The sequence below is a fragment of the Vibrio gangliei genome (assembly GCF_026001925.1).
Taxonomy (GTDB): domain Bacteria; phylum Pseudomonadota; class Gammaproteobacteria; order Enterobacterales; family Vibrionaceae; genus Vibrio; species Vibrio gangliei.
Map to the genome: position 1 here is coordinate 1,287,209 of NZ_AP021869.1, position 26,129 is coordinate 1,313,337.

29 protein-coding genes are annotated in these 26,129 nt (G+C 41.4%); 17 read left to right on the plus strand and 12 right to left on the minus strand.

The window, feature by feature from the left end; genetic code table 11:
• The first annotated feature begins 79 nt into the window (after window positions 1-79).
• Window positions 80-880 (plus strand): M48 family metallopeptidase, encoded by an 801-nt coding sequence (locus tag Vgang_RS05830; RefSeq protein WP_105902069.1) that lies wholly within the window; start codon window positions 80-82, stop codon window positions 878-880.
• Window positions 881-1,003: 123 nt separating this feature from the next.
• Here Vgang_RS05830 and hutZ read toward each other — a convergent pair whose 3' ends face one another.
• Both hutZ and hutX read right to left on the minus strand, forming a co-directional pair.
• Complete coding sequence (gene hutZ / locus Vgang_RS05835; RefSeq protein ID WP_105902068.1) at window positions 1,004-1,582, minus strand: heme utilization protein HutZ; 579 nt, start codon at window positions 1,580-1,582, stop codon at window positions 1,004-1,006.
• Between the two features lie 11 nt (window positions 1,583-1,593).
• A complete protein-coding gene (gene hutX, locus Vgang_RS05840; protein WP_105902067.1) occupies window positions 1,594-2,103 on the minus strand; it encodes a heme utilization cystosolic carrier protein HutX in 510 nt (169 codons plus the stop codon).
• 164 nt (window positions 2,104-2,267) lie between these two features.
• On the opposite strand from hutX, the gene Vgang_RS05845 reads away from it, so the two are divergent.
• From Vgang_RS05845 to Vgang_RS05875, 7 genes are all read left to right on the plus strand, one after another.
• Window positions 2,268-3,041: an energy transducer TonB gene (locus Vgang_RS05845; RefSeq protein ID WP_245879915.1), complete on the plus strand. Its 774-nt coding sequence runs from the start codon at window positions 2,268-2,270 to the stop codon at window positions 3,039-3,041.
• 36 nt (window positions 3,042-3,077) lie between these two features.
• Complete coding sequence (locus tag Vgang_RS05850) at window positions 3,078-3,770, plus strand: MotA/TolQ/ExbB proton channel family protein (RefSeq protein ID WP_105902066.1); 693 nt, start codon at window positions 3,078-3,080, stop codon at window positions 3,768-3,770.
• Complete coding sequence (locus tag Vgang_RS05855; protein ID WP_105902065.1) at window positions 3,763-4,179, plus strand: ExbD/TolR family protein; 417 nt, start codon at window positions 3,763-3,765, stop codon at window positions 4,177-4,179. Before Vgang_RS05850 ends, Vgang_RS05855 begins: the two co-directional genes overlap by 8 nt.
• 47 nt (window positions 4,180-4,226) lie before the next feature.
• Window positions 4,227-5,048: a heme/hemin ABC transporter substrate-binding protein gene (locus tag Vgang_RS05860; protein ID WP_105902137.1), complete on the plus strand. Its 822-nt coding sequence runs from the start codon at window positions 4,227-4,229 to the stop codon at window positions 5,046-5,048.
• Window positions 5,049-5,139: 91 nt separating this feature from the next.
• Window positions 5,140-6,177 carry a FecCD family ABC transporter permease gene (locus Vgang_RS05865; RefSeq protein WP_245879914.1) on the plus strand — a complete coding sequence of 346 codons (1,038 nt, stop codon included), beginning with the start codon at window positions 5,140-5,142 and terminating at the stop codon, window positions 6,175-6,177.
• Window positions 6,177-7,058 carry a heme ABC transporter ATP-binding protein gene (locus Vgang_RS05870; RefSeq protein ID WP_245879906.1) on the plus strand — a complete coding sequence of 294 codons (882 nt, stop codon included), beginning with the start codon at window positions 6,177-6,179 and terminating at the stop codon, window positions 7,056-7,058. The genes Vgang_RS05865 and Vgang_RS05870 overlap by 1 nt, the downstream gene beginning before the upstream one ends.
• 107 nt (window positions 7,059-7,165) lie before the next feature.
• Window positions 7,166-7,477, plus strand: coding sequence for a DUF406 family protein (locus Vgang_RS05875; RefSeq protein ID WP_105902063.1), 312 nt, complete (start codon window positions 7,166-7,168; stop codon window positions 7,475-7,477).
• Window positions 7,478-7,579: 102 nt separating this feature from the next.
• Here Vgang_RS05875 and Vgang_RS05880 read toward each other — a convergent pair whose 3' ends face one another.
• Complete coding sequence (locus Vgang_RS05880) at window positions 7,580-8,704, minus strand: 1-acyl-sn-glycerol-3-phosphate acyltransferase (RefSeq protein ID WP_105902062.1); 1,125 nt, start codon at window positions 8,702-8,704, stop codon at window positions 7,580-7,582.
• Between the two features lie 305 nt (window positions 8,705-9,009).
• Here Vgang_RS05880 and Vgang_RS05885 point away from each other — a divergent pair, with 305 nt between their 5' ends.
• Window positions 9,010-9,645 carry an AraC family transcriptional regulator gene (locus Vgang_RS05885; RefSeq protein WP_105902061.1) on the plus strand — a complete coding sequence of 212 codons (636 nt, stop codon included), beginning with the start codon at window positions 9,010-9,012 and terminating at the stop codon, window positions 9,643-9,645.
• 61 nt (window positions 9,646-9,706) lie between these two features.
• On the opposite strand, the gene Vgang_RS05890 is transcribed toward Vgang_RS05885, so the two are convergent.
• Window positions 9,707-10,225 carry a nicotinate-nicotinamide nucleotide adenylyltransferase gene (locus Vgang_RS05890; RefSeq protein ID WP_105902060.1) on the minus strand — a complete coding sequence of 173 codons (519 nt, stop codon included), beginning with the start codon at window positions 10,223-10,225 and terminating at the stop codon, window positions 9,707-9,709.
• Window positions 10,226-10,390: 165 nt separating this feature from the next.
• On the opposite strand from Vgang_RS05890, the gene nadE reads away from it, so the two are divergent.
• Window positions 10,391-11,221 (plus strand): ammonia-dependent NAD(+) synthetase, encoded by an 831-nt coding sequence (nadE, locus tag Vgang_RS05895; RefSeq protein ID WP_105902059.1) that lies wholly within the window; start codon window positions 10,391-10,393, stop codon window positions 11,219-11,221.
• A 76-nt stretch (window positions 11,222-11,297) separates the two neighbouring features.
• Here the strand turns inward: nadE and Vgang_RS05900 are convergent, their stop codons facing one another.
• Complete coding sequence (locus tag Vgang_RS05900; RefSeq protein WP_105902135.1) at window positions 11,298-11,867, minus strand: YceI family protein; 570 nt, start codon at window positions 11,865-11,867, stop codon at window positions 11,298-11,300.
• 11 nt (window positions 11,868-11,878) lie between these two features.
• Window positions 11,879-12,418, minus strand: coding sequence for a cytochrome b (locus Vgang_RS05905; protein ID WP_105902058.1), 540 nt, complete (start codon window positions 12,416-12,418; stop codon window positions 11,879-11,881).
• Between the two features lie 275 nt (window positions 12,419-12,693).
• Between Vgang_RS05905 and msrP the strand changes: the two genes are divergently transcribed.
• The 4 genes from msrP to Vgang_RS05925 all read left to right on the plus strand — a co-directional run bounded on the left by msrP (window position 12,694) and on the right by Vgang_RS05925 (window position 15,562).
• The gene (msrP, locus tag Vgang_RS05910) at window positions 12,694-13,704 is read left to right on the plus strand and encodes a protein-methionine-sulfoxide reductase catalytic subunit MsrP (protein ID WP_105902057.1); all 1,011 of its coding nucleotides are present in this window, start codon (window positions 12,694-12,696) and stop codon (window positions 13,702-13,704) included.
• 13 nt (window positions 13,705-13,717) lie between these two features.
• The gene (gene msrQ, locus Vgang_RS05915) at window positions 13,718-14,326 is read left to right on the plus strand and encodes a protein-methionine-sulfoxide reductase heme-binding subunit MsrQ (protein ID WP_105902056.1); all 609 of its coding nucleotides are present in this window, start codon (window positions 13,718-13,720) and stop codon (window positions 14,324-14,326) included.
• A 71-nt stretch (window positions 14,327-14,397) separates the two neighbouring features.
• On the plus strand, window positions 14,398-15,189 hold the full coding sequence (locus Vgang_RS05920; RefSeq protein WP_105902055.1) for a lipase family protein: 792 nt from the start codon (window positions 14,398-14,400) through the stop codon (window positions 15,187-15,189).
• A gap of 97 nt (window positions 15,190-15,286) precedes the next feature.
• Window positions 15,287-15,562 carry an EAL domain-containing protein gene (locus tag Vgang_RS05925; RefSeq protein ID WP_105902054.1) on the plus strand — a complete coding sequence of 92 codons (276 nt, stop codon included), beginning with the start codon at window positions 15,287-15,289 and terminating at the stop codon, window positions 15,560-15,562.
• Between the two features lie 65 nt (window positions 15,563-15,627).
• Here Vgang_RS05925 and ppiC read toward each other — a convergent pair whose 3' ends face one another.
• The 5 genes from ppiC to Vgang_RS05950 all read right to left on the minus strand — a co-directional run bounded on the left by ppiC (window position 15,628) and on the right by Vgang_RS05950 (window position 22,121).
• Window positions 15,628-15,906, minus strand: a complete 279-nt coding sequence (gene ppiC / locus Vgang_RS05930; RefSeq protein ID WP_105902053.1) for a peptidylprolyl isomerase PpiC — start codon at window positions 15,904-15,906, stop codon at window positions 15,628-15,630.
• 112 nt (window positions 15,907-16,018) lie between these two features.
• Complete coding sequence (locus Vgang_RS05935; RefSeq protein WP_105902052.1) at window positions 16,019-16,702, minus strand: MaoC family dehydratase; 684 nt, start codon at window positions 16,700-16,702, stop codon at window positions 16,019-16,021.
• Window positions 16,703-17,069: 367 nt separating this feature from the next.
• A complete protein-coding gene (locus Vgang_RS05940; protein ID WP_245879905.1) occupies window positions 17,070-18,794 on the minus strand; it encodes a choice-of-anchor I family protein in 1,725 nt (574 codons plus the stop codon).
• Window positions 18,795-18,995: 201 nt separating this feature from the next.
• Window positions 18,996-20,444 (minus strand): ATPase RavA stimulator ViaA, encoded by a 1,449-nt coding sequence (viaA, locus tag Vgang_RS05945; RefSeq protein ID WP_105902050.1) that lies wholly within the window; start codon window positions 20,442-20,444, stop codon window positions 18,996-18,998.
• A 12-nt stretch (window positions 20,445-20,456) separates the two neighbouring features.
• Entirely contained in the window at window positions 20,457-22,121 is a 1,665-nt protein-coding gene (locus Vgang_RS05950; RefSeq protein ID WP_105902049.1) for an ATPase RavA domain-containing protein, read from the minus strand.
• 227 nt (window positions 22,122-22,348) lie between these two features.
• Between Vgang_RS05950 and Vgang_RS05955 the strand changes: the two genes are divergently transcribed.
• The 3 genes from Vgang_RS05955 (at window position 22,349) to Vgang_RS05965 (ending at window position 24,766) form a co-directional block, all read left to right on the plus strand.
• Entirely contained in the window at window positions 22,349-22,870 is a 522-nt protein-coding gene (locus Vgang_RS05955; protein WP_105902134.1) for an NUDIX hydrolase, read from the plus strand.
• A gap of 10 nt (window positions 22,871-22,880) precedes the next feature.
• A complete protein-coding gene (gene ltaE, locus Vgang_RS05960; RefSeq protein ID WP_105902048.1) occupies window positions 22,881-23,891 on the plus strand; it encodes a low-specificity L-threonine aldolase in 1,011 nt (336 codons plus the stop codon).
• 137 nt (window positions 23,892-24,028) lie between these two features.
• Entirely contained in the window at window positions 24,029-24,766 is a 738-nt protein-coding gene (locus Vgang_RS05965) for a TetR/AcrR family transcriptional regulator (protein WP_105902047.1), read from the plus strand.
• 62 nt (window positions 24,767-24,828) lie between these two features.
• On the opposite strand, the gene Vgang_RS05970 is transcribed toward Vgang_RS05965, so the two are convergent.
• Window positions 24,829-26,121 carry a DEAD/DEAH box helicase gene (locus Vgang_RS05970; RefSeq protein ID WP_105902046.1) on the minus strand — a complete coding sequence of 431 codons (1,293 nt, stop codon included), beginning with the start codon at window positions 26,119-26,121 and terminating at the stop codon, window positions 24,829-24,831.
• Between the last annotated feature and the right edge of the window lie 8 nt (window positions 26,122-26,129).

A 26,129-nucleotide genomic window follows, 5' to 3' on the forward strand; every position in this document is an offset into this window, starting at 1 on the left:
AAGCTGTTAATTTGCGGCATATCCCGTCGCTATTTATAATGAACATTAAACAACGATGGTTATTGGATTAAGGAAGATTATGAAAACATTGTCTTTTTCGAGAGTCACTATAGCAAGTGCGAGCATCTCTGCTCTGCTTTTACTTTCCGCCTGTTCTTCATCACCCACAGGACGCAGCCAAGTGATACTGTTTTCTGATAGTGAAATGGCACAACTAGGCAGCCAATCTTTTGAACAAATGAAACAAGAAGAAAAAGTCAGTACCAATGCTAAGACCAACGCCTATGTCACTTGCGTTGCAAATGCGATCACCAAACAAGTGCCTAAACAAGACAGCTTCGATGATTGGGAAGTCGTCGTGTTTGATTCTGAACAAGTGAACGCATTTGCCCTTCCCGGTGGGAAAATTGGGGTTTATACCGGTTTATTAAATGTGGCGACCAATCAAGATCAACTGGCGACAGTCTTAGGCCATGAAGTGGCGCACGTATTAGCGAATCACGGTAATGAGCGAATGTCGCGCAGCCAAATCACCAATACCGGGTTGCAAATCACAGATGTGGCTTTAGCCGGCAGTGAATACCGCTCGATGACAATGGGTGCTCTGGGGTTGGGGGTGCAGTACGGCATTACGCTACCTTATGGACGAACCCAAGAAACTGAAGCCGATATTATGGGCATTGATTTGATGGCAAAAGCCGGTTTTAACCCTCAACAAAGCATCCAGTTATGGAAGAATATGGCAAAAGCATCGGGTGGCAGTCAACCACCAGAGTTGTTGTCCACACATCCTTCTCATAATACGCGCATTCAAGACTTAACGGCTGAAATTCAAAAACTGCCCAAATACTCAACACAAGCGCCCAATTGCCAAGCGTGATTGATGATGCCCAAGTAAAAGAAAGGGAAACCGTCGCTGGTTTCCCTTTCTATATCTAAATTATGTGAACAAAGAATCTGAGTCTTGTGCTATTAAGTCTTATGAAACTAAGACTTACGAAAGCTAGTCTTGTGAAATTTTTTGGTGTCCTTGTTCTAAATGGACAAAATCGACCAGATCATCCCCACTCACCTGAAATGCCTGCCCAAATCCTTTGACAAACAAACCTTGTTTTGGCGTTAAACAAAATATTTTGAAATCTTCTAACTGACTTAACCCTGCAATAATCTCACCAAAGCGTTGTTCCATCTCAGTGATAACATTATTCCACTCATCGCCATTGCGCTCGACAATGCTTGCCACAGCATCAAAGGTCAGACGTTTACGAGCAAACAATTGTTTCGATTGATCTTCATCTTCAATGAGCATTAAAGATACTTGCGGATTAGCAATCAGGTTACGAGCATGACGAGCAATTTCAGAAATGAGCACATAGTAGCCTGAAGTGTTAACCACAAAAGGCGCGTAGCTGACATTCGGTTTACCTTCAGTATCGACCGTCGCTAATTGAATGGTTTTACGTTCTTGACGAAACTCTTGTATTTCTGGTCCTAATCGATTTTGAAGTCTTTCTTGCTTAACATTTGCCTGAGATTGACTGTTTTCAGTTGTGGTGTCGTTTGGTGCAGATAAGGTTGCCATTTTTCATGTCCTTATTGAGTAAATTGGTTTTGCATTTGTTTGAATTTTTCAACTTGATCAGCGAATAAAACACGCTTCTCATCACGGCCTAGATAAATTTTGAAAATGCTATTGCCTTCTTGATCAAAAAAGCCGAAGTAGTAACTTTCTTTTCCTCTAAAAGGCTTAGAAACGAGCGCAATTTTCTCAATCAAATCCAATCGTAAGTGACCGTGTAACTCTCCAGGTCGCCCCATCAAGTTATAATAACCATGTGCGACTTTTCCTTTTGGAAACGGTGCTTTAACTTCAAATATTGAGCCAAATGAGTGGACAATTGTTGTCACTGGACCCCAACCAATCAGCCCTTCTAAAATCGTTTGTGCATGTTCGCCCTCAACAATAGTCACCATGGTGTTGGGTAACACTTCAATAATTTCGCCTTCACTGACATCAAAATTCTGCGCTAAAGACGAGGGCAAAATACTGGGATCTTTATCGAGAAGATCGGCGACCTTTTGTTTTAATTCCGTTCTATCCATTTAATCTTTACTCATTTTTTAGTGATTTCTTATTGCAGTTTAGCTAATGAATCGCATCTTAATTTTTACCAAATGATAATGCAATTGATAATTGATATTATTTAGATTGTGATCAATAATCGCCGAATTGTTGATAATAAGGTTATAAGGATGTTGCTGTGAACATGGGTCGCTATGGTTTAGCTGCTACAGTTTCAATTGCTGTACACGTCGGAGTCCTTTCTCAATTTGACGTGCCAAATGCGTTTGCTATGCCAACTGGAAATCAAACTTCTTCTATTGCTGTTCAATTTGTGAAAGTGCCCTCTCAGGCTATTTCACCATCACCAAAGCGTGATGAAGTACAACATAAAGTTGAACACACGAGTCAATCAGCAAAAGAAGCCAGTCAAACTACCTATGTGTCAAAAACGACAAAAGCGGTCAAAGCCAATCCTGAAATAGTCAAACCTAAACAGACAGCAAAGCTCCAAGATACTCAATCTAAAAACAGTAAGGCTAAAAGCACGGTTGCAAAAACAAAGCCGCCAGTTGAAAAGCCAAAAGCCGCTCCACAAAAAGAGAACACACAAGTAAAGCATGACTCGAACCACACTATCGAACCACAAAAAACGGCCTCGACACCTGCGCCATCAAAAAGCGGCGTGAGTGAAGCACCTGTTTTAATTGAGCAGCCGACTTTCCTAGCTCCACCAACCAAGCCTCGTTACCCAAGATTGGCACAACGACGCGGTATTGAAGGTACTGCTATGTATGAGATTTGGCTGGATGAAAATGGAAATCAGATCAAGCAAAACTTACTGTCTTCTTCTGGCGCAAGCATGCTTGATGAAGCCGCGCTCGATGCCATTAAGCAATGGAAGTTTTCTCCTCGCAATGTTAACGGAGTTTCCATGGCGCACCGTGTTCAAATTCCGATTCGTTTTAAATTGGATTAATCCATTAATTAGAATAAAAATTAAGTTGGTTAAAAAATGATGTCATTTTCTCATATTGAACAACAACTTGGCCTAATGGCGTGGCCTTTGGTTTTATGTTCTGTCATCACTGTTATTTTAGTCGTCGACCGTTTGGTGTTTATTGTTTTTAGTTACTCTATTGGGCGAAATCAAGTCCGTCACAAACTCAAAAATGTTAAGCCGAGTGCTCACCAAGAACTGACCGCCCTTTCTTATGAGTTATCACAACGAAGAGCCTTTATTTATCAAGGTACGGGGGTATTACTGGCTCAATCTCAAGTAAGCAAAGTTTTGCGTGAAGATATTGCTTCTATTTGGTTGCAAGAAAAACGTCACCGACTGCAAAGCGGTCTCAAGGTTCTGACATTGATTGGTGTGATCAGCCCGTTGTTAGGATTACTTGGTACGGTTCTTGGGCTTATCGATATGTTTAAAGGAGTCGCTGCAAGTTCAGGAAATATTACGCCGAATGATTTGGCTGAAGGTCTAGGCTTGGCGATGCGAACAACTGCCGCAGGCTTATTGATTGCCTTACCTGCTATTGTTGCCGCTCAGTTATATACCTTATGGACAGAACGAATCCTTGCTAGGACTGAGCATGCGATGAACCGTATTAATTTGTGGTTAGAAGGGGTTGATCTTCATCCTGCTTCTTCTTTTATCAATGACAATAAAACAAATTCAAGCCAGCAGGTTGCTAATGATTAAGTCTCAAACTCAGCAATCGAGCCCTTCCGCAGTGCCAGATCTGACCCCCTTGCTGGATATTATTTTTATCGTAATGGTGTTCTTAATGCTGACGGCTTCCGTGAAATTAAGTTCTCTCGATGTGCAACTCCCCTCTACGGAGACATCCGAAATCAAGGAAGTCGATAAACAGTCGATCACTATCAACATATTAAACCAAGATCCTGTCTGGGCGGTTGATGGTAAGCCGTCAGCGGATTGGAAAAACTTTCAGCAAGATTTACTCGATATGATTCAGCAATACCCAAAATGTAATGTGGTCATTGCCGCTGATAAACAAGCAGAAATTCAACAAATCGTGAAGTTATTTGGCTTTCTTCAAGAGCAAAATATTTCAGCTACCCAAATTCTCATGGAGGAACCTCAATAATGTCTCGTTTAAATCGACAACGCCCTGTTATTCAAAAATTTGTTCGCATGTCTTTAGTCAGTTTAGCGATAGCTGGATCGACAATGGCGGTGGCACAAGAAAGAATCATTAGCGCGGGCTCAACGGTAACAGAAATTGTCGAAGCGCTTGGTGCCACCTCCCAGTTAGTGGCAATCGATGTGACTAGCCAACAGCCAAGTGATAAAACGCTGCCTGTTGTTGGTTATCACCGTCAACTGGCTGCTGAAGGCTTATTGGCTTTGCAACCTACTCGATTGATTGGCTCTGAAGAAATGGGGCCTGATACGACATTAAATACATTAAAACAAGCCGGCGTGTCTGTTGATGTTGTGAACAGTCAAAATACTGTAGAGGGGTTAGATAAACGTATTGATAAAATTGCAGCTCTGACTGATACCGAAAATGAAGCACAGATTATTAAGGATAAAGTTCACCAACAAGTAAAAACACTGAGCTCACATCAACCTGAATATAAAAAGAAAGCCCTATTTTTACTGATTCATGAAGGCCGACCTGCCAATGTAGCGGGTAGCGATACTACACCCGATGCTTTAATTCGTTTAATTGGCGCTGAGAACCCAGCCTCAACGTTGACATCTTATAAACCAATTTCAGTTGAATCTATGGTGCAAATGCAACCCGATGTGATTTTAGTCAGTGGACGCAGTTTTGATGAATTGGGCGGTGCTCAAGCGGTGTTAGATAAAATGCCAATGCTAGCGGCAACGCCGGCAGGTAAGCACCTTAATATCATTACGATTGATGGTAAAGCATTGGTGGGTGGCCTTGGTTTAAAAACGTTGGCAGAAGCTGAACGTATTCAACCACTGGTTTATCCCGCTGAGTAATGAACCCGGTAAGTGATGGATTGGTAGAGATTCGAATATGCTAAGGCAAGCTCAATTATCTTATATTGTTATACTGTTTTTTTGTCTGGTTATGGTGACGGCGGTTATTTCGATTACCGTTGGTCCTATGCAAATTAGCCTTTCACATAGTGTGCAAAGTTTTTTACCAGAGAGTCTTTTACGACAAAGTTGGATAACGTCAAATTTTGCTGATTCGACAGCTTTGCCACAGCATGTTTCTCTTATTATCCATCAAGTGCGCTTACCGAGAACCTTATTATGCTTATTAATTGGCGGCATTTTAGCATTATGTGGTGCCGTTATGCAGGGTTTGTTCCGCAACCCATTAGCTGAGCCTGGAATCATCGGCGTGTCAGCAGGGGCGGCCTTGGGCGCAGCATTAGCGATCGTAATGTTTTCAGGTGTATCCGTTTACTACCCTGCATTTTACTTTCAAGCATTGATGAATATAGCCGCAGTGCCAATATTTGCTTTTTTAGGTGGCGCATTAACTACTCTTGTTGTTTACAAGTTAGGCACATCACAAATGGGTACTTCCGTAACCATTATGTTATTAGCGGGTGTAGCGATAAGCGCCCTATCTGGCGCGGCGATCGGCTATCTCAACTTTATTGCAGACGATCAAATGTTGCGTGATTTATCTTTATGGTCAATGGGATCACTAGCAGGTGCCACATGGAATGGCATTGGCTTAGCAGCGGTTACCCTACTTTCGCTTTCTATCTTGTTTATTAAGCAAGCCCCTGCATTGAACGCATTATTGCTGGGCGATGCAGAAGCTAAACACCTAGGCGTGCCTATCCAATCATTAAAGCGTCGTTTGATCTTATTAACCGCCGTTGGTGTTGGCGTCTGTGTCAGCCTTACCGGTATGATCGGCTTTATTGGTTTAGTGATTCCGCATTTGGGACGCATGCTAGTTGGCCCAGATCATCGCAGTTTGCTGCCTGTTTCTATTTTGCTCGGCGCGCTATTACTGACGGTTGCAGATATGTTTTCTCGCGTGGCAATAGCGCCGGCCGAATTACCCGTAGGCATTGTGACCGCGCTTGTCGGTGCCCCATTCTTCTTGTATCTGTTGTTTAAGCAAAAAGGACGTTTTATTTAATGTTTACTATGAATGTTTTATCTAAACGAATGCCTGTTCAGCAGATTGAGCGAGATAAAAAAGTGTTTGTCCGTGCCAAAGAGCAAGCTACATCACAGCATGATATTGCCATTAAGGCACGCAACCTTTCTCTTCACTATGGAAAAAAAAACATTCTGAATCAGCTCAATCTCGACATCTATCAAGGTAAAGTCACCGCTCTTTTAGGACCTAATGGCGCAGGAAAGAGTAGCCTATTAAAAATTCTTTGTGGAGAATCAGTGTGTTCAAGTCATGAAGCAAGTCTGCATTATTTTGGTAAACCGAACGTAGATTGGGATAAGGGATTACTCGCTAGACACTTAGGGATTCTCCCCCAGCATAGTACGTTATCTTTTCCGTTTTTAGTCAGAGAAGTGGTTGAACTCGGCGGTCTGCCGCTAGGGTTACCACGTAAAGAACTCGCTTTAATCGCAGAAGAAAAGATGGAGCAAGTTGGGATTCTTTCAATGGCATCACGCCACTATCCCCAGCTTTCAGGTGGAGAAAAGCAGCGAGTACATTTAGCGCGTGTATTAACTCAGCTCCATTTAGCGCAAGACAATCGTATTTTCATGTTAGATGAGCCTACCTCAGCACTGGATTTAGCGCATCAGCACAATACCTTATCTTTAGCTAAGCAAATGGCGCAAGCCGGAACCGCGGTGGTTGTGGTCTTACATGATCTGAATCTAGCCACACAGTATGCTGATAGAATTTTATTGCTTCAGGGCGGGAATATCGTTGCCGATGGTAGCGCTTGGCAAACACTCTCGCCTGACAATATTTACAACGTTTATGGTCAATCCACCTTGATATCGACTCATCCAGAATACGGATTTCCGGTTATTATGCCCAAATGAGGTGTACTTTTTTACGCTGCGAGCAATTTGTTTAATCTCATCATTTTACTGGTTTTCAGCTTCGAACAGGCGTAAAGTACCCACAGTTTTTGTATGAGGATAAAGAAATGACAACAGAAACCGATTATGAAGTAGCTGAGAACCAAGTTTGTGAAGCTTGTGGCTGCAGTGCAGAAATGGGATTCATCATTAAAGAAGGTGATGATGTTGCAGAAGTGACTATTTTTGCTCAGGGAAAAGATGTCTTATTGGCTCAATTAGACCCATATCTTCAATTAGCAGAACGTGTTAACCGTGCCTACAAACATGAAGTTGAAGAAGTAGCAGATGACGCGACACAATTGACTGCTCGTATTCAATTTGAATGCAGTGCTGAAAAATTGATTTTTGAACTACAAAGCCGCTCTTTAAACCGCTAATCGGTAAAATAAGCTTCGTTCAAAACAAAAAAGCAACTGTTTAGGCAGTTGCTTTTTAGTTGGTAATGATTCCATCTTCTCTATTGGAAAAAGGTGAAACATTTACTCTTGTTGATTTCGTACCGGGTTTGCGTACATTTCAACAAGTTTTTTCTGAGCCCCTTCGGGTAATGCTTTTAACTTAGTAGCAAAATGCGCTTCCACTTCATCGGTAATGGCATCGCTTTGTTTACCAGCAGCGAGCAGGTTGACAGGATATAAGCGATACAATGAATGAATTTGACGATCGATTTCTTGCGCAAGCGCTTCCGGTGTTTCAAAATCATCGCTAATCACATCACCAAAGCTGACATGTACCCGCCCTTTTTCACCGATGATGCCTTTTACAATACTGGCAATATCTTCAAATTCAGTTTTTTCGTATTTGCCATTGACTTCAATCTCATAGAGCTCTTTAGCTTTATCGAGATCACAAGGATCGTTTTCGTATGAAATAGAAACCGGCACGATTTTGAGTGATTTAATGTAATCTGGAAACGAAATTTTCTGGCGACGACCTTCTACATGGAACATTTTCAATATAGCTGGCTCGGTCATATCATTGCCATCTTTTGCACGGCCTTCACGCTGAGCAATCCAAATAGAATGATTGTTATCGAGAGAATGTTTGATGTAAGAAGACAGTAAACCAAGTGCTTTCATCATCTCGCGTGGTGCTTTAATTGAACGTTTTACAATAAAGCTTTTGTTGAGCTTCATCATTTCTGTCGCACAAGGCATTCTCAGCAAATTATCACCGATCGCAATACGTACTGTTTTGTGGCCATTATTGTATAGACCCCAGTTCACTAAAGCCGGATCCATAGCAATATCACGGTGGTTAGAGACGAATAAATAAGCCTGTTCGTGATCTAATTTATCTAAACCAGAAAAAGTGACACCATTCGTTGTTTTATCAAGCGTGGAATCCATGAAATGTTCTACTTCATGTTGAATGTCTTCCACCGTTTTCAGCTTCGACCATTTCAGTTTTAAGTAAACTTTGATCAGAGGTGAAATCAACTTTTTAAACCAAGCGGGTTTATGAGAAAAACGGTATTTGATGATGGCATTGATGAAGTCTTCATCATTAATTAAGCGCTCAAGGGCTGCCGGGATCTCATCATCGTTATAAGGACGAATGTCTTTATAAGGGTCGTTTTTATATGGGTCGTTATCTAGGCTCATTAAGTTACTGCTATTATGAATAAACACGGTATTTTACGTTGATATGCCAGAAATAGACAGGCGTAATCCACGTAAAACGAATTAATTAGGTGCCGTAAAGTACATGAATTCGTTGAAATTGGGAATAGACGCAAGTTCAACTTTAACGAAAGCATGCTTTGCATAATTACTGCTATTTTTCGATAGGATACTGAGCAGACCAAGGAAAAGGTTGGAAAAGCCATGCTGAACGCGTTATCTTAGCGCCGAATCTTCAAACCGATACATTCCAATTAGCCACACTCTTCAACGCAGACAAACAATACATGAACTATTTAATTGCTCATAAAATCAATCACTTCCCTTACTTGCACTCGACGCCTCGTAAAAAAAGTATAAAACATAAGCTCATTTATGTTCAGCAAGGTGTCATTTGTGTTCGTCTCGGTAAAGAAGAATATGTGTTTGAGCAAGGCCAAGCACTGTGGCTGCCTTTTGAGTGTTTGTCGGCAGTTACCTACTTTCCTAATACCACGTCATTAGAGGTAGAAGTGTCATGCCGTTCAACCAATGTTTATTCTTATCAAGCTGGTGAAGTTGAACTATCTGAATTGCTGAGTGCGTTACTAAAATCATTGGCAAATACAACATTTGATTCCGCTGATCTGGAACAAAAGTCATGGTTAAAGGTAGTGAATTTTGAACTTACAAAACTCAGCCCTCTCTTATCCAGTGAGATGAAAACCATCACCAATATTAAGAATTTAGACATTAAAAGCCTAGATAATAAAGGCGGAAGTCACATCGATTACGCTGAATTACACATGGCTTTAAAGGTGAGAGATGCACTAAAAGCGCGTTCATCAGGTATGAAAACAAAGAACATAGTTGAATCAGTTTTTAATGGTAACCATGAATTAGCCCAACAGCTTTGCCAGGCCATTGCGAACCAAGCACTGTAATTTTAAGACCAGATAATTTTTATACTGACGGTTGTTGCACATTCAATTGAGGTCGTTGGTTTCATTGATACAACTGGTGAGTATTTATATAGTGAATCACGCCGGCTGTTGTGAGATCAGAGATTGGATGCCCTACTTTACAGTTTTGCCTGATTTGCGTACTACGAACACCAATGGTTTCAGGGCAAGCCAATACAGACCACTTTTGCGTAATTTCATTTGCCTTATAAAACTTAGAAAATTGCAGAAAGTTATCCGGTCCCATCACAAAGGTTAAGTCGCTTTCAGGGTAGTCTTTTTGCAGTTGTTCTAATACTGCATAAGTCGTCACAGATGCTTGAGCTTCAGATTCGTATAAGTGGGTTTCAACATCGCACAGTTGTACATTCTGCAAAGCAATATCATCAATAAATAATTGCACCAGTTCGCAACGTATTGGATATGGAAGCATCTCTTTCCCCCAAGCGTGCGCAATGCTTGGAACCATTAAGACCAAATCAAAATGCGACAATCTTTCCAGTACGCTTTTATGCCCAAATGTAGGCGGATTAAATGCGCTACCAAATACCGCGATCTTCACTTTATACGCTTCCTTAGCTTATTTTGAATGCCACAAAGATTATCATTTATATCACTTAGAGTGAATGTATACCCTCAATTGGGGTCGCATCTTGAGGTGACTTGGGTATATGATACAAGGACATTGAACTCCTCATTTAAATTTGCTGCACATTAAGGAATTATCATGGAGCAACTCATTCGCCAAGAAATGCAGGTTCTACCTTCAATTGACCCTCAATTTGAGATTTCACGCCGTGTCACGTTTATCAAAACAAAACTTCAGCAGTCTGGTTGTAAATCGCTAGTCCTAGGCATTAGCGGTGGTGTCGATTCAACGACATGTGGTCGTCTAGCGCAATTAGCCGTTAATGAACTGAATCAAGAATCTGGTACAACGGATTATCAATTTATCGCTGTACGTCTGCCTTACGGGGAGCAAAAAGATGAAGATGAGGCACAAATCGCCCTCTCTTTCATTCAACCTACCCACTCAATTTCAGTCAACATCAAAGCGGGTGTTGATGGTATCAATACCGCTACTCACACAGCGTTAGAAGGTACTAGCTTACTGCCAACCGATGCCGCAAAACTGGATTTTGTAAAAGGTAACGTAAAAGCGCGTGCACGCATGGTGGCTCAATATGAGGTGGCGGGATACGTGGGTGGCTTAGTGTTGGGTACCGATCATTCTGCCGAGAATATCACTGGTTTCTATACCAAATTCGGTGACGGTGCGTGTGATTTAGCCCCTTTATTTGGTTTAAGTAAGCGCCAAGTACGACAAGTTGCCGCAGAACTTGGTGCGCCAGAAGTGCTGGTTAAGAAAGTGCCTACTGCCGATTTAGAAGAATTGGCTCCGCAAAAAGCGGATGAAGATGCGTTGAATCTGACTTATGACCAAATTGATGACTTCTTAGAAGGTAAAGAAGTTAGCCAAGATGTCATTGAGCGCTTAGTTGGTATTTATAAAGCGACGCAGCATAAGCGTCAGCCTATCCCAACGATTTACGATTAATCCAAGATACCCCGTACAAAACGACAAAGGCTCACCATCACAGTGAGCCTTTTAGTTTTTATGTTATGTCAGTTGATTACTGCTTCACGCCTTCCACGTATAAATCCAAATCAACATAACTTGCGCCAGCCATTTCTTGAATGCCAAAGTCTTTAACTTCTAGGCGCGTGGTGCCTTTAAAACCAGCACGTTCACCACCCCATGGGTCTTTACCAGCGCCGATAAATTCTGCATCAATGGTTACGGGTACCGTTTTACCGTGCAACTCTAAGTTCCCATCAATAGCCAGTTTACCATCACCTTTATCTGTCACTTTAGTACTAGTGAAAGTGGCTTTCGGATATTCGCTCACATTTAAGAAATCATCACTGCGAATATGCTTATCACGATCAGCATGGTTAGAATCAATACTGCCAGTATCAACCACTACATTGACTTTTGATGCAGCAATATTTTGTGGGTCATACGAGAACGTACCAGAAAAGTCATTAAAACGACCCTGTGTAAAGCTGTAACCTAGGTGGCTCACACGAAAGTTAACAGAAGCATGTGCACCTTTAGTATCGATAGTGTAATCCGCCGCAATTGCGCCCATAGGTAATAGCATCGCCGAGCATAAACCCGCCGTAGTTAGCCACTTTTTCATTTCCATTTTGATCATTTTCTTACTCCTGTCATTTTTCGTAAGGTATTGTCTTTATTGTAAAAGTGATGTTTCAGTGCTGCGATTGCATGCAATGATGCTAGTCCAATCAAAATACATGCAAAGTAATAATGAAGCAGTCCCGCGATGTCTGATTGGTTTTCAAATAACGCACCTAGTGACGGTACGGTATACCAATCAAAAATATCAATGCCCCGTCCATCTGATGTCGAAATTAAATAACCAGATGCAAAAATGCCGAACAATAACGCATACATTAAAAAGTGAGCCAATTTGGCGGCTGTTTTTTCAAAGGCAGCCCCTTCAACTTCTGGGTTGGCTGTGGCCAGTTTCCAAATTAAGCGAAACATAGTGTAGGCAGCTAAAATGAGGCCAACAGATTTATGCCAATGTGGTGCATCTTGATACCAAGAGCTGTAATAACTTAGATCTACCATCCATAAACCAACGGCAAATAAACCAATGATCACGATAGCTGAAGCCCAATGGTTGATCTTGGTTAACAAGTTGTACTGTTGAACGTTTTTACTCATGTGTGATTCCATAACATCGAAATAGGACTACTTTGTCTGTTTTAATAGGCAGTATTACTAAAAGACCATGAAAATGAAGCTTTTGCATTGGACATCTTATTCAAATTTTTTGATGTTGATGAAATATTGTGTCAATCCCTTTATCTATAAGGAATAGACGTTATTCATTCATGGTTACTTTTATGTAACAAATCTTTATTTTGTGATGAATGAAATTTTTCTCACCTAATGTTGGTCATGTGGGAAAGGGATTCTAACCATGATGAGGAATAATCATGTTAATTAAAACGAGACCAAGCTGGTATCTGTCTGAAAATCAGGCGACACCTGAAACCATTTATAAACAACGTCGTGATATTGTAAAAAAAATCGGCATTACCGCCGCTGTTGCCCCTTTCGCTACCCCTGCTTCGGCTGGCTTATTTGATGTATTCAGTAGTGCCCCAAAGTCCGATGTGTCAGCGGATCCTCGTCAACCATTAACGGGTAAGCCTTCTCAATATTCCAATGCCGATCTTGTTTTAACACCGGAGCAAAAAGTCCTTACCTATAATAATTTTTATGAATTTGGTACTGGTAAAGGCCAACCAGCCGAGCAAGCCAAAGGTTTTAAAACGGAACCCTGGACAATTGAAATTACTGGTGAAGTGAATAAGCCGGCCAAGTTAGATGTACAAGATTTGCTAAAAAACATGCAAATCGAAGAACGTATCTATCGTCATCGTTGCGTTGAGGCATGGTCCATGAATGTACCCTGGCTTGGGTTTACTCTTGCTTCAATACTGAAATTAGTTCAACCAACCAGTAAAGCAAAATATGTGGCATTTCAGACCCTTTATGATCCAGACCAAATGCCGGGGCAACGTGGTTTTACTAGTATCGATTTTCCCTACGTTGAAGGTTTAACCATTGAAGAAGCCATGAATCCTTTAACCTTAATGACCGTTGGGTTGTACGGTAAAACCCTTGCGCCGCAAAATGGTGCTCCGCTGCGTTTGATCGTTCCTTGGAAGTATGGTTTCAAAGGCATTAAATCTATCGTGAAAATCCAGCTATTAGAAAAGCAGTCACCAACAACCTGGAATCTTCTTGCACCGGATGAATACGGTTTTTACGCTAATGTAAACCCAAATGTGGATCACCCGCGCTGGAGCCAGGCTTCCGAGCGATTCATTGGCGAAGGTAGTCTGTTTTCATCTGTTCGCCAAGACACCTTGATGTTTAATGGTTATGGCGATCAAGTTGCCTCATTGTATAAAGATTTAGATTTAAAGCGTAATTACTAGGCCTGTTAAAGTCATGAATTTAAAATCTAATCATGTTATCGGCATAAAAGCGATCGTGCATCTTGTGCAACTGTTTTCATTTATTTGGCTAGTATTTGCGGTGAAAAACGGTCATTTAGGTGCCGACCCTGTTCAGCCTATTTTGCATTTTACCGGCAAAGCGGCGCTCAATACCTTGCTGATCACCATGTTGATTTCACCTATTGTGAAACAGTTTAAACAAGGGCAACTTATGCGTTGTCGTCGATTGTTGGGCTTATACAGTTTTGCTTGGGCTGCATGTCATTTCATTGCCTTTGCTTGGTTTGATTTGAGTTTACAATGGCAATTAATTGGTTCTGAAATTATAAAGCGGCCATATTTGGTGGTGGGTGCTATTGTGTGGGTCATTCTATTTTTACTTGCTCTGACTTCCACACAAGCTATCCAGCGTAAGATGGGACGATCATGGCAGCAGTTACACAATTGGGTTTATATCGCTTTATTGCTGGCTCCGATTCATTACTTTTGGTCAGTAAAATCTGAAATACTCGAACCAAGCCTTTACCTTGTGGTGGCACTCTTTTTACTCACGATCCGAAAAGACAAAATTCAACGTTGGTTAACGCAGTTGAAACGCTGATCCCTCCTTGTCATTAAAGCGTCAAGTAATGATGGCATCGTGGCTTATTTATCAACGAATAAGCAACATACTTGAAATCACTTAAACGCTATCAATATGAACGCTATGCGGTGTTGTGCCGCTTAGCCTACCCTCGAATTTTTAAACAAACCCGTTATGGTTTTGATCCAAATGGTCAACGTGTTATTAAAAACTCACGCGGTAAAGTGTTAATGCGTGTGCTGTGGAGTCAGGACAAAGAAGAAGTTATTGTTGTGATTAAAGGTTCACACAGTCTTTTTGATTGGTTGTTGAATTTCGCTATGTGGAAACGCTCTTGTTTCTCCAGTCTAGGTTTACATTACCCCATTCATGCTGGATTTTATTACCTCATACACCAAGAAAGCGTTCCGAATCATCGCGACGATCGACTCGGAGAACCGGTTTATTTACGCTTGGAAACGATTCTTGCTCCGCTCATAAAGTCAGGTAAACGGATAAGTATTACTGGTCATTCATCTGGTGGTGCAATCGGGTTGGTGTTAGCGGATTATTTAGAAAGCAAATACCCTAACGTCATTAAGCGCGTGGTCACTTTCGGACAACCGGCTATTGGTGGTTGGCGCTTTAAGCAACGTTATCGGTTGGCCAAACGTACCTTTCGGATTTGCTGCGATATTGATATTGTCACATTTCTCCCTCCTATCCCATTTATGTATTGGCACGTTGGCAAAGTGCTTTGGTTATATAACGAGAAAATTTATGAAAATACACCAACATTAATCCGCTTAGGTCGTTCCATTATCAGTTGGTTAATTAGACCTTTTTCTTATCATTTGATGAGCAAATATATACGAGACAAGGACTTCTTCGATGAGCGATAGCGTTATATTAACGAATTTTTTACACTGCTATTTTATTAAAGCCACGACCATTCGAGCTAATCTTCTATGAATAACAATGAGTAAGTAAGGTTTTGATATTGATGATTTCGGCGCGAATTTCTCAAATAGAGGCCGTGTTGGTCTCATTGAACCCAGTATCGTAAAAACCGATCGCATGGTTTTAGAAGATTATATGCAAGGCCATCGAACTAAGTTAGTTGAAGCGATGAATATCGCCAAAGAATATGGCGCAAAAACTGTGATTGAAGGGATAGAAACGCAAGAACAATTTGACACAATGAAGGCATTGAATATCGATATGTACCAAGGGTTTTATCATGGCATGCCGGCGCCTCTAACTCCTGCCGCATAAGCCATATTGATAAAATAAAAGAGCCTACTGACCTTCGTAGACTCTTTCGTAATAAATCAAAAAACTTAAGTTCTATAAAGCACTTTGACGATGTGCCAGCCAAATTTAGTTTTAACCAAATGTGGAGTGATTAATTCACCGTTAAAACACACTTTATCAAAGGCTGGGACCATTGCGCCTTTCGGGAATTCCCCCAAATCTCCACCTTTTTTACCCGATGGACAGGTAGAATATTTTTTCGCTAGAGTTTGGAATTTTGCGCCCTTTTTTAGCTGTTGTAAAATGTCCTTCGCTTGGGATTCATGTTTGACCAAAATATGTAATGCCGCTGCGGTGCGTGCCATCTTGAAATACCTTTAATAGAAAAAAGCGCCAATAACATATTAGCGCTGTTTTAAGAAATATTTTATTAATACCTAACCTACTTAGGGTCTGTGGATCTAGTTTTTTTAGAAATCAAAAATACAAACGGATCACAGAAACGACCACACAACCTGGTCTGCGCACGCCTTCGATTTCCACTTTAACTTCGCGTTCAATCTCTAAGCCACGCTTAATAGGCGTTACTTTTAATAACTTGCTGCGTGCACGAATATTATTGCCCGCTTTGACAGGGTATGGAAAACGCACTTCATTTAGCCCAACATTCACTGTCATTTTAGCGGTTGGAAATGGCGGGTTTTCTTCATCAACGCTGTCTGTAAGCTTTGAGAGTAGTGACAAAGTGAGAAAGCCATGGGCAATGGTAGTTTTAAATGGAGACTCTGTTGCGGCACGCTCTGTATCCGTATGGATCCATTGCATATCTTCCGTCACTTGCCCAAAAGCATTAATTCTATCTTGATCAACCGTCATCCAGTTGCCAACGTGAATTTCTTCACCAATTTGAGAGCTTAACTCATTGTATAAGGCTTGTGCTTCTGCCGACATTTCAATGTCAGGTACCGCGACTGGTGCAATTTCCTCATTAACAGCAGGAGTTTGGTGCTCTTTCAACCATGGGAAAATTTGTTGTGAGTTTGCACGATTAATAAAATCAGCCCAGTATTCTCTCAATACTGGCGACATCAAATCTTTTAATTCAAATTGATGTTTCGCTAAAGAATCTGTTTTATGCTTGATTAAATCAACGACTTTCATGATCAGTCTTTGCCCTATAAGATGTTAGAAGAACTCTTACCAGTTGTTTCCTGGCAATAATTTTGAACTACTTCACATAACCGTGCAAATACTTTCGAGCGTACAGCTGTATTGCAAACAGATTACAATCCATAAAAATCAGCAACTTAAATGAAAATCGGATTTTCGCATTTTAACCTTGTGTTTACAATAAACTGACTCCTAAGTTGAGTGAACGAGTAAACCAATAAGAAAAGCAAACAGTTAATCACTCAACTATCATATTGGCTTCAATTGGCGATTTTTCAAATGGCATTAACTGAAAAAGCCCTGCTTGTCACAAACAGGGCTAATCAACTGAGTCTGGATGAGTATGGAATGATCAGACTTAGTTCAATTGATATACCGATACAGTGCCACTCACTTCATTGGCAACTAATAGTAAGGCTTGCTTCGTTGGGCTTTGTTCTGGTGAAACAAAACGCATCCCTTCTGGTGCTAGGTCACCGGCTTGAATATAATCACCTTTTAGCGTGACAGGTGATGTTGAGTCATCTATTTCAAATTTTGCGGTTAAATCTCGATTTAATATATAGTCGATAAAAGCCGGTTTCTGTGGCGCGGTGATGTCATACACCATGATTCCACCCATTCTTTCTAGTCCAATGAAAGCATAAATTTTATCACCCACTTGACCGAGTGCTAGAGCCTCCGGCTCTGTTCCTTTATCATCGGAACGATTATCAAGTTTATTTTCTGCTTCGTCAGTATTAAAGCCTTTAGGAAAACGTTCTGCGATAATTTTGGCAAATTGATTGCCATTATCAAACACTTGCTTGCCTGATTCATCCCAAATTGAGAATGAACGTGCACCAAAGGAAACAATTTTCTCGTATTTACCGTCCCCGTTTTCATCACCCATGGCTTTCGTGACTTTTAAGCGGCCCAGTTCTTTTTTACCGAGATGATCTTTCTGTGGATGATTGTCGCCCAATGGTAATTTTGCGGCTCTTGTTTCTTCGCTATAGCCAAGGCAGCCGTCTTCCTCATCAAATTTTTGACCACCAGCTTGTAAACAAGAATCCTCATCGGCAGCAGTAAACCACCAATCACGTGAATCTCCTTCATTAGCCGTGACAGTGTAATGTTTTCCATCGACAGTGTAATTATGAACGGTGTCAGGTTGATAAAGTCCATAGACGCCCTGCCACGCTCGAATATTTATTTTGTCATCTTTATCACTCGCATCGATGGCATTTTCATCTTTGCCGAAATCTTTAAGCCCAAGCGGATGAATGGCAACAATATCGTTTGATTTTAGGTCCACTTGTGCCAGTGCGTTATTTTCTTGCAGTGAGACCCAAGCAAAACGGCTATCTTCCGTTACAGTGATGTACTCGGGCTCAATATCTTGAGCGAGTGTATGACCTTTAGGGCTCGCATATTTAAAGCCTTGTTTGATCAGTTGCTCTTTTTGCGATTCGAACTTATCAAACATGAGTAATGTTGCGTTTTCTTCAGGTTGGCCATTTTTCATATTAATAACCCCAATACTACCGACGGGATCATGCTGATAATCAGGGCTTGGCTCGCCTTCATTTGCAATCAAAACTTTACTGCCATCAGGTGTGAAGGTCACCATATCCGGTAAGGACCCGACTTCTACGGCGAGTTTCAACTGCGGTTTGTCTGCCTTGATTTCGTAAAACAGTACTGCGCCATTGTCATACTTTTCTTTGTTTTGTACGGCAATAGCCAGCCAGTTTTGGTGGATGGCTATTGAATTCGCGGTCGCAAGTGGAATGACTTTTCCTTGGGCTGTGGTGACACTATCAGGAAGACTAAGATGTGAAGCTTGAAGTGTATTCGCTGTATAAGGCGTTGAGATAGGCTTAGTAGGCAAATTAGATAATGAAATGATATCAATGCGGTTTTGAGCACCATCGACTACGTAAGCGGATGCGGTACTTTGATGGTAGTCCACAATTTCTGCACCAGCTTCGCCATAAATCCCGGTTTGATAGCGTCCAACGAGGTCCACGTTTAATGCGTATGTGGGTAATGCGGTTATTAAGCCTAAAGTTAAAACTGATAAGGTTGGTTGAAATTTCACTTCTTGTTCTCCAAATCTTCCGTGAAAATAAAACCTTATCATCATGGCTATCTATGACAGTTAAGTTTCATAATGATTTCTATTTAATGACACTGATAAAATTAGTGAGCTGAATGAATAAAGTTAGCGTTTAAGAAACTCTGTTCATGACAAATCATGGTACTCACTAGAAATACCGATACACGTGATGTGCTTCTGATGCTATTTTTGCTTCATAAATCGCTGCCCGATGTTGGGCGTGTATGACCAAACATGATCAAAAATATTCATTAACTCAGGGTTGCCATATTTCGATAAGCTGATGGCATGAAAACGATTCTTTCTCTCTTTTAATTCTTCCACTTGACGGATCATGTCTTTAGATTGTTTGGGAGCAATGAAATCAGACAAAATGACCAGATCGGCATGTTGATAACGGTCAGTCTGCATTTGCTTTATCGCTTCATTAATCGCAGGCTCTAAGTCAGTACCACCGTGGAATGTGTAGGAAAGGAAGTCACTCGCCTCTCTTAGACCATCTTGTTTGGTCAATTGGTAAGTGACATAGTCAGTTGAAAATAGCACGACGAAGCAATCTCGGCCTTCTGCTAGTGCTATCTGCATTAATGCAAAAGCAATTGCCTTAACACATTGTTCAGGAAAGCCACGCATTGAACCAGACGCGTCGACGCAAATGATGAATGGCCCTGTTTCCTCTTCTGTTTTCGCCGGTACAGGTTCGGTTGAAGTCACTTTTTTTGATGAATAGGCTTTGCCTTGCATTTGATAGTTCATTAACCGTTTATCGATTAAGTGCTTATAAAACACCACTTCTAATTCTGGGTAAGCCAGAAACATGAGCTCATTGGGTAGTAATTTATTAAGATCATTGCTTTCATGGATGCCAACAATATCATCCGTTGCCATCTCAGACGTTTCTTCGGCATATTGAATACCTTCGCTGTACTGAGGTGGCTCATTGGGATCGGCGCTGCGAGCCATTCGTCCAAGCTGCTCGGCAATTTCTTGTAATTGAGGGTGTTTTTGTAAAAAATCCGCCTGGTTTTTCATCACCGACCAATCACTTTTAGACAAACTGACATTAGTCATATCCCACATACGTCCGGCAATCGCACCCGTATCTTGCTCTGGTGTCAATTGATCCATTTTTTTTATATTTTCGAGACGTTTTCTTAATTGCTCCAGTTCAATTTGTTTTTCTTTTTCTAGTTGCGCTTCTTGGATTTTTTTGACGTTTTCTGTGATGCTTTTGTACCATTGTTGACAAAAAAAGTGCGGCAGCATTGGGTTAAATTTAGCGTTGCCATCAGCGAGTAATTTCACAGCTTGAGGATAAAACTCCGAACACTCTTTTAACTGCTCCAGCAGATGTTCGATCTTGTCGAGAAACTCTTTCTCACTCCAATGGATCACCTCTTGGTATAAGGTGATTTCTTGCTTCATTTCTTGAGTTTGGGGCGCATTGTTTAGCTTGCCAGTTGCACGTTTTTTCCAGCGTTCAAGCTGGTTACGAACCAAATTCCCAACAGACTTATTGTCTTCCACAAGAGGCAATAGCTGAGAGCGTCCAATTAAATCTTGCAACGCCACTTCAACCATTTCTGCATCCGCTAATAAGACCGCAATGTCTAACGCATCAATTCCTAACATAGATGTCGCTCGTTACTCAAAGGCTTCTTGGATTCGATGTACTTGATTCATTGTTTCATCACACTGAGATTTCATTTCATCCGTTAATTGGCTGAGATCTTGGATGCTCGACTCAATATTCAGTAGCACAGCTTTATCCACAAAACTATGTGGTAAGCTGGCATGAAAGTCGTTACGTGCTTTACGGACATCAAACTCTAATTCAGATAACGCTTTAACCACCTCTTGAGTCGTTTGCTGCCATTGCGACAATATTTCATGGTCAAAACCTTGTTGCGTCACCACGGTTACTGGAATCGCTCGGTTGGCAATATCTTTAATGACAAGGCGTTGTTCTACATCCAATTCAAAGCGGAAGCGACATAAAGTGGTTTTCTTATTGACATAACCATAGCCTTCACCACCGCCATCACGCACAATTTGCTCCAATTCTTTGTATGGGATGTAAACCCAACGGCTGTCGCCCGTATCATGATCGGTTACTGACATATTGGATTGCAGTAATACCAATTTGACCAAATCTGAACTATTGGCCACCTTATAACGTTTAGCGCTCGATAAATCGTATTGATAAACATTTTTACGGCGCAATGTACCTTCAGTCTCGGCATTGAGCGTCATCGCAAAACGCTGTGTGACGGTATTTTCAAGTTCAGCCAGTTTAGTTTGTTTTTGTTCGATTTGAGTTCGTAGTGAACGTTGTTGATAGGCTTGTTCGGTAGCAAAATCGTTCAAACACTCACGAATGACAAGGCGAGATTGTGGCGAATTCCATAAGCAGTCTTGCAGTAACAGTAAATCTAACGCGTTAATTTCATCGCGCCCATTAAAATACGCGCTAGCCTTCAGCAACTTAACGGCTTTCTTCCATCTACGATCCGAAATATACAGATCACTCTCTCCGGTTGTGGCAGAAGCAGTTTGTTGTTCTTTAGATTCAATGATGGATTTGATGTAGTAAAGCTGTTCAAACGACTGTTCAGGCAGTTGAAGTTGGTCAAGTTCTTTAAGCCATTGAAAGTATTCTTCGTCTTTAATCGCAAGCTCTGGGGAGATTTTCGCTTCTTGGTCGGTGCCGACGGTGAGCATCGAACGGAAGTTTTGTTTATTTTGAATTCGATTGACGAACACGCGAACTAACAGGCGGTCATATAAAGCTTCTAATCCGCTGTCTTCATTAGGAAGTTCATTTGACGCCGCAATCAACAAACGCATGGGAACGCGTTCAATGTCATTACCATTTTTAAAGGTCTTTTCATTCACAACCGTCAATAAGGTATTCAGAATCGCTGGTCCGGCTTTCCAAATTTCATCTAAGAAAACGATTTGTGACGTGGGTAAATAGCCATCGGTTAAGCGGACATAACGGCCATTATCTTTAAGCTCTTCGATACTCAACGGGCCAAAGACTTCTTCTGGTGTAGAAAAACGCGTCATTAAATATTCAAAGTAGCTATTGCTCTCAAAGGCTTGAATAAGTCGTTTGGCTATGAGGCTTTTTGCTATACCTGGAGGCCCTAAAAGAAAGACACTTTCACCTGATAAGGCTGCCAACAAACACAATTTGATGGTTTCTTCACGTTCATAGACGCCATCAGACAAGCCTTCAACAAGCTTGTTGATTCTTTCAGAAAGTAAAGAACGTTGGGCTGAGGTGCGTTTTTGTGCGCTTTCCATACTTTTCCTCGTTAATTCAAGACGGTAAAGAATTTCTTTTACTTTCTCTTATTCTGGCAGAAAGGTGAACCGATTTTTCAATTTTAGATTCGTAATTCTGAATTGATCGACAACTCGACTTTCTGCCGTGTGGTTGATGGAAAAATTTTTCGATGGAAGTTTGGATTGCATTTCCAAATGTAAGTGGCAGTATGAAAAACATAACTTTCGTGCAAGTGATTTATTTTATGACTCAAACCATATTACATCGTTGGAAATCCATACAATTAGCTGAAATCGATGTCACTCTTCCTACCGGGCAAAGTGTGGTGCATACGACCATTGTCCATCCAGGTGCGGCGGTCATATTACCCATCACAGGCGACGGTGATATTATCTTGCTTAAACAGTTTAGGCCGTCACTGAATAAATGGATTTACGAATTACCCGCAGGCACATTAGAAGCCAATGAATCCCCTATTGAATGTGCCCGTCGAGAATTAATTGAAGAAAGTGGTTATCAAGCAGGTCAATTGATCTCGTTAGGTCAATGCACACCTTTAGCCGGCTTCTGCGATGAAATTCAACACCTTTTTGTTGCCACTCAATTGTCAGAGAATCAAACACTGACTCAAGATGATGATGAAGTCATTGAAGTGCTCAAAGTGCCGCTATCAAAAGTCGAGCAATGGATTTTAGACGATCAAATTTCTGATTCAAAAACCATTGCCTGTTTATATAAAGCGAAACTCGCTGGACTCTTAAATTAAAGGAATATTTATGGATTTTCGTTCTGACACAGTAACGCAACCTACTCAAGCTATGCGAGTTGCCATGGCTAATGCCATCGTAGGTGATGACGTATATGGTGACGATCCAACGATTAATGCTTTAGAGCTTTGGGCGGCAGAACGACATGGCTTTGAAGCGGCGTTGTTTACTAGTTCAGGCACCCAGGCCAACCTGCTTGGACTAATGAGCCATTGTGAACGTGGAGATGAATATTTGTGTGGACAGCAAGCCCATAATTATAAGTTTGAAGGCGGTGGCGCGGCGGTTTTAGGTTCAATTCAACCACAGCCCATCCAGAATGAACCCGATGGCACTTTGTGTTTTAAAGCACTTGAACAAGCCATCAAACCTAACGACTTTCACTTTGCTCGAACCAAGTTACTGAGTCTTGAAAACACGATTAACGGTAAAGTATTGCCACTTGAATACTTGCGCCAAGCTCGTGAATTTACCATTAAACATGGACTTCAACTTCACTTAGATGGTGCGCGTGTATATAACGCCGCTGTTGCCCTTAATGTGGATATTAAAGAAATTAGTTGTCACTTTGATTCGATGACCATTTGTTTATCAAAAGGCCTCGCAGCTCCTGTAGGATCATTACTTCTTGGCAGCAAAGACTTTATCCATAAAGCACGCCGCATTCGTAAAATGCTCGGCGGTGGCATGCGTCAGGCGGGCATTTTGGCTGCCGCGGGTAAACTCGCTCTCACCGAACAAGTTGATAGGCTGGCCATTGATCATGACAACGCTAAAAAGTTAGCTAATGCACTGACGACCATTGATGGCATTATGGTTAACGTCGAACACGTTCAAACCAACATTGTGTTTGCGAAATTATCTTCAGAAATCGACCAAAATGCTTTGCAAGTTTTCTTAAAGCAACAAGGCATATTGATTGGCTCTGGTAACCCTCTTCGCTTTGTGTTGCACAATGATATTCAAGCAAACGATGTGGATGTATTGATTGAGCAAATAAAGCGTTTTATGAGTCAGTAAGCATCAAATCATAGGGAATGAGTTATTAGGGCTGTTGACCTTAGCCATTCCCTTTGTCTTTTCATGGATTTAACCGGTTGCTCACAAAATTAGCCAAGAATTTTCTCTTAAAATCAGTATACTTTGAGTAACAATGATTGACTGATGTTGGTAGTACATTGAATAGCGGAACAGAAAAGAAACAAGGTCGCCGTAGTGCACAAGAAGCAGAGCAGACTAAAAAAGCCATTTTAAAAGTGGGCGCAGAGCTTTTTTGCCAATATGGCTACAAGAAAGTGTCTTTAAGACAAATCAGTGAACAAGCGGGTGTCTCTCATAGTTTGTTACGTTATCACTTCGGCTGCAAAGAGAAAATATGGCAGCAAATCAGCGATGGCATTTACCAATATTTCCAGAATTACTTTCAATATATCATTGATTCTCTTCCAAAAAACTTACCTGCAAATGTTCAGCTGTATAAGTTAATGAACCGAGTATTGGCGTGCAGTTTGAATGATCCGCGCCCTATTACGTTTTTAGCTGATGCGGTTCGACAAGAAGCGAAAATGGTCAATTATTTACTTGAGCCAAGTAAGAAAAATAACCAATTGCTTGATCGTTTGATAACGGAGTTCAAACAAGCCTACCCACATTCAACACTGACTTCGAAAACATTACGTTGGCAAGCTTCTATGTATTCTCATTCAGCCAGCACACTGCAACCACTTATGTTGCATGCTTATGAAATGGAAGACAAAGAACAAGCATTGTTTACCCATTGGCAGCAATTTAGCCAGCTATTAGCGGTACAGTTGCACATCGAGCCGGAGTACATCGAATTACCAAGCAGTTTAGCTGATATTATCGTCCCCCCACCTAAAGATCCGAATGAGTAAAAAGCCGAGTAAATAAAAAACACCGGGTTAATGTTTACTAGGGCGTGTTCCTGCCCTAACGATTAACGGCGTTTACCACGGTTTTTATGAATATTGAGTTTAGCTTTCATTTTACGCTTTTCAGAAGAACGACTACGACGCTTCATCTGTGGTTCTTCCTCTTCAAATATCGGTTCATAGCCCGCTAGCCATTCTTGTGGCAGGCGTTTATCCAGCAGGTTCTCAATCGCTTCGAGTAAATATTGCTCTTGTGGGCACATTAACGAAATCGCTTGCCCTTTTTCACCTGCGCGCCCAGTGCGTCCAATTCGGTGTACATAATCTTCAGCTTTGAAGGGTAATTCGTAATTGACGACATGAGGTAGCTGCTGGATATCTAACCCGCGAGCAGCCACATCAGTTGCAATGAGCGCACGCACTTTACCCGCTTTAAAGTCATCCAACGCCTTTTGTCTTGCACCTTGGCTTTTATCACCATTAATGGATGCCGCTTGAATGCCATCTAGTATTAGCTCTTTTGCTAAAGCATCAGATGTTTGCTTGGTTTTAGCAAACACCAACACTTGCTGCCAATTGCGTGAGCCAATTAGATAGGATAACAGTTCGCGCTTACGTGATTTATTGACTGGATACACCATTTGCTCAACAGTATCTGCGGTGCTGTTCTCTGGTGCAATCTGTATCTCAACTGGATCATTGAGGAGTTTATATGCCACTTCACGAATACGTTTGGTAAAGGTGGCAGAGAAAAATAAGGTTTGTTTTTCTGGGCTCATTCTACGCAAAATTCGTTGCAAATCGGGCATGAACCCCATATCCATCATGCGATCAGCCTCATCTAATACCAGCATTTCCGTGTGTTTTAAGTGCAAGTTACCGACGAAAAGGTGATCCAATAATCGCCCTGGTGTGGCAACTACAATATCGGCGCCTGCTTTCACATGTTTGGTTTGAACACTCATACTTGTGCCACCATACACAACAACGATTTTGAGTTTTTGATTGTATGATTGCAGGTTATCAAAAACTTGCTGTGCTAACTCGCGCGTTGGCGTTAAAACTAAGGCTTTCACTGCCGCAGCTTGGGTCTGTTTAGAAGGTTGATTATTCTCAGGGGCTGAAATTGTCTCGACTTCGTAGGCTTGTGCATCCAATAAACGCTGAATAATAGGTAAGCCAAACGCAGCAGTTTTACCCGTCCCCGTTTGTGCGCTGGCAAGAATATCTTTTCCTTCCAATATCTGAGGTATCGCTTGCAACTGAATGTCAGTCGGCATTTCAAAACCCAGTTGGCTTAATGTTTGGCAAATAGAAGACGATAAACCCAGTGATTGGAATGGCGATTGAAGAGACATAATGGCCT

What these genes read in the sequence shown, in the direction of transcription:
- Vgang_RS05830 (WP_105902069.1), top strand. Translation starts at nt 80, where the DNA reads ATGAAAACATTGTCTTTTTCGAGAGTCACTATAGCAAGTGCGAGCATC.
- hutZ (WP_105902068.1), bottom strand. Translation starts at nt 1,582, where the DNA reads ATGGCAACCTTATCTGCACCAAACGACACCACAACTGAAAACAGTCAA.
- hutX (WP_105902067.1), bottom strand. Translation starts at nt 2,103, where the DNA reads ATGGATAGAACGGAATTAAAACAAAAGGTCGCCGATCTTCTCGATAAA.
- Vgang_RS05845 (WP_245879915.1), top strand. Translation starts at nt 2,268, where the DNA reads ATGGGTCGCTATGGTTTAGCTGCTACAGTTTCAATTGCTGTACACGTC.
- Vgang_RS05850 (WP_105902066.1), top strand. Translation starts at nt 3,078, where the DNA reads ATGATGTCATTTTCTCATATTGAACAACAACTTGGCCTAATGGCGTGG.
- Vgang_RS05855 (WP_105902065.1), top strand. Translation starts at nt 3,763, where the DNA reads ATGATTAAGTCTCAAACTCAGCAATCGAGCCCTTCCGCAGTGCCAGAT.
- Vgang_RS05860 (WP_105902137.1), top strand. Translation starts at nt 4,227, where the DNA reads ATGTCTTTAGTCAGTTTAGCGATAGCTGGATCGACAATGGCGGTGGCA.
- Vgang_RS05865 (WP_245879914.1), top strand. Translation starts at nt 5,140, where the DNA reads ATGGTGACGGCGGTTATTTCGATTACCGTTGGTCCTATGCAAATTAGC.
- Vgang_RS05870 (WP_245879906.1), top strand. Translation starts at nt 6,177, where the DNA reads ATGTTTACTATGAATGTTTTATCTAAACGAATGCCTGTTCAGCAGATT.
- Vgang_RS05875 (WP_105902063.1), top strand. Translation starts at nt 7,166, where the DNA reads ATGACAACAGAAACCGATTATGAAGTAGCTGAGAACCAAGTTTGTGAA.
- Vgang_RS05880 (WP_105902062.1), bottom strand. Translation starts at nt 8,704, where the DNA reads ATGAGCCTAGATAACGACCCATATAAAAACGACCCTTATAAAGACATT.
- Vgang_RS05885 (WP_105902061.1), top strand. Translation starts at nt 9,010, where the DNA reads ATGAACTATTTAATTGCTCATAAAATCAATCACTTCCCTTACTTGCAC.
- nadE (WP_105902059.1), top strand. Translation starts at nt 10,391, where the DNA reads ATGGAGCAACTCATTCGCCAAGAAATGCAGGTTCTACCTTCAATTGAC.
- Vgang_RS05900 (WP_105902135.1), bottom strand. Translation starts at nt 11,867, where the DNA reads ATGAAAAAGTGGCTAACTACGGCGGGTTTATGCTCGGCGATGCTATTA.
- Vgang_RS05905 (WP_105902058.1), bottom strand. Translation starts at nt 12,418, where the DNA reads ATGAGTAAAAACGTTCAACAGTACAACTTGTTAACCAAGATCAACCAT.
- msrP (WP_105902057.1), top strand. Translation starts at nt 12,694, where the DNA reads ATGTTAATTAAAACGAGACCAAGCTGGTATCTGTCTGAAAATCAGGCG.
- msrQ (WP_105902056.1), top strand. Translation starts at nt 13,718, where the DNA reads ATGAATTTAAAATCTAATCATGTTATCGGCATAAAAGCGATCGTGCAT.
- ppiC (WP_105902053.1), bottom strand. Translation starts at nt 15,906, where the DNA reads ATGGCACGCACCGCAGCGGCATTACATATTTTGGTCAAACATGAATCC.
- Vgang_RS05935 (WP_105902052.1), bottom strand. Translation starts at nt 16,702, where the DNA reads ATGAAAGTCGTTGATTTAATCAAGCATAAAACAGATTCTTTAGCGAAA.
- viaA (WP_105902050.1), bottom strand. Translation starts at nt 20,444, where the DNA reads ATGTTAGGAATTGATGCGTTAGACATTGCGGTCTTATTAGCGGATGCA.
- Vgang_RS05950 (WP_105902049.1), bottom strand. Translation starts at nt 22,121, where the DNA reads ATGGAAAGCGCACAAAAACGCACCTCAGCCCAACGTTCTTTACTTTCT.
- Vgang_RS05955 (WP_105902134.1), top strand. Translation starts at nt 22,349, where the DNA reads ATGACTCAAACCATATTACATCGTTGGAAATCCATACAATTAGCTGAA.
- ltaE (WP_105902048.1), top strand. Translation starts at nt 22,881, where the DNA reads ATGGATTTTCGTTCTGACACAGTAACGCAACCTACTCAAGCTATGCGA.
- Vgang_RS05970 (WP_105902046.1), bottom strand. Translation starts at nt 26,121, where the DNA reads ATGTCTCTTCAATCGCCATTCCAATCACTGGGTTTATCGTCTTCTATT.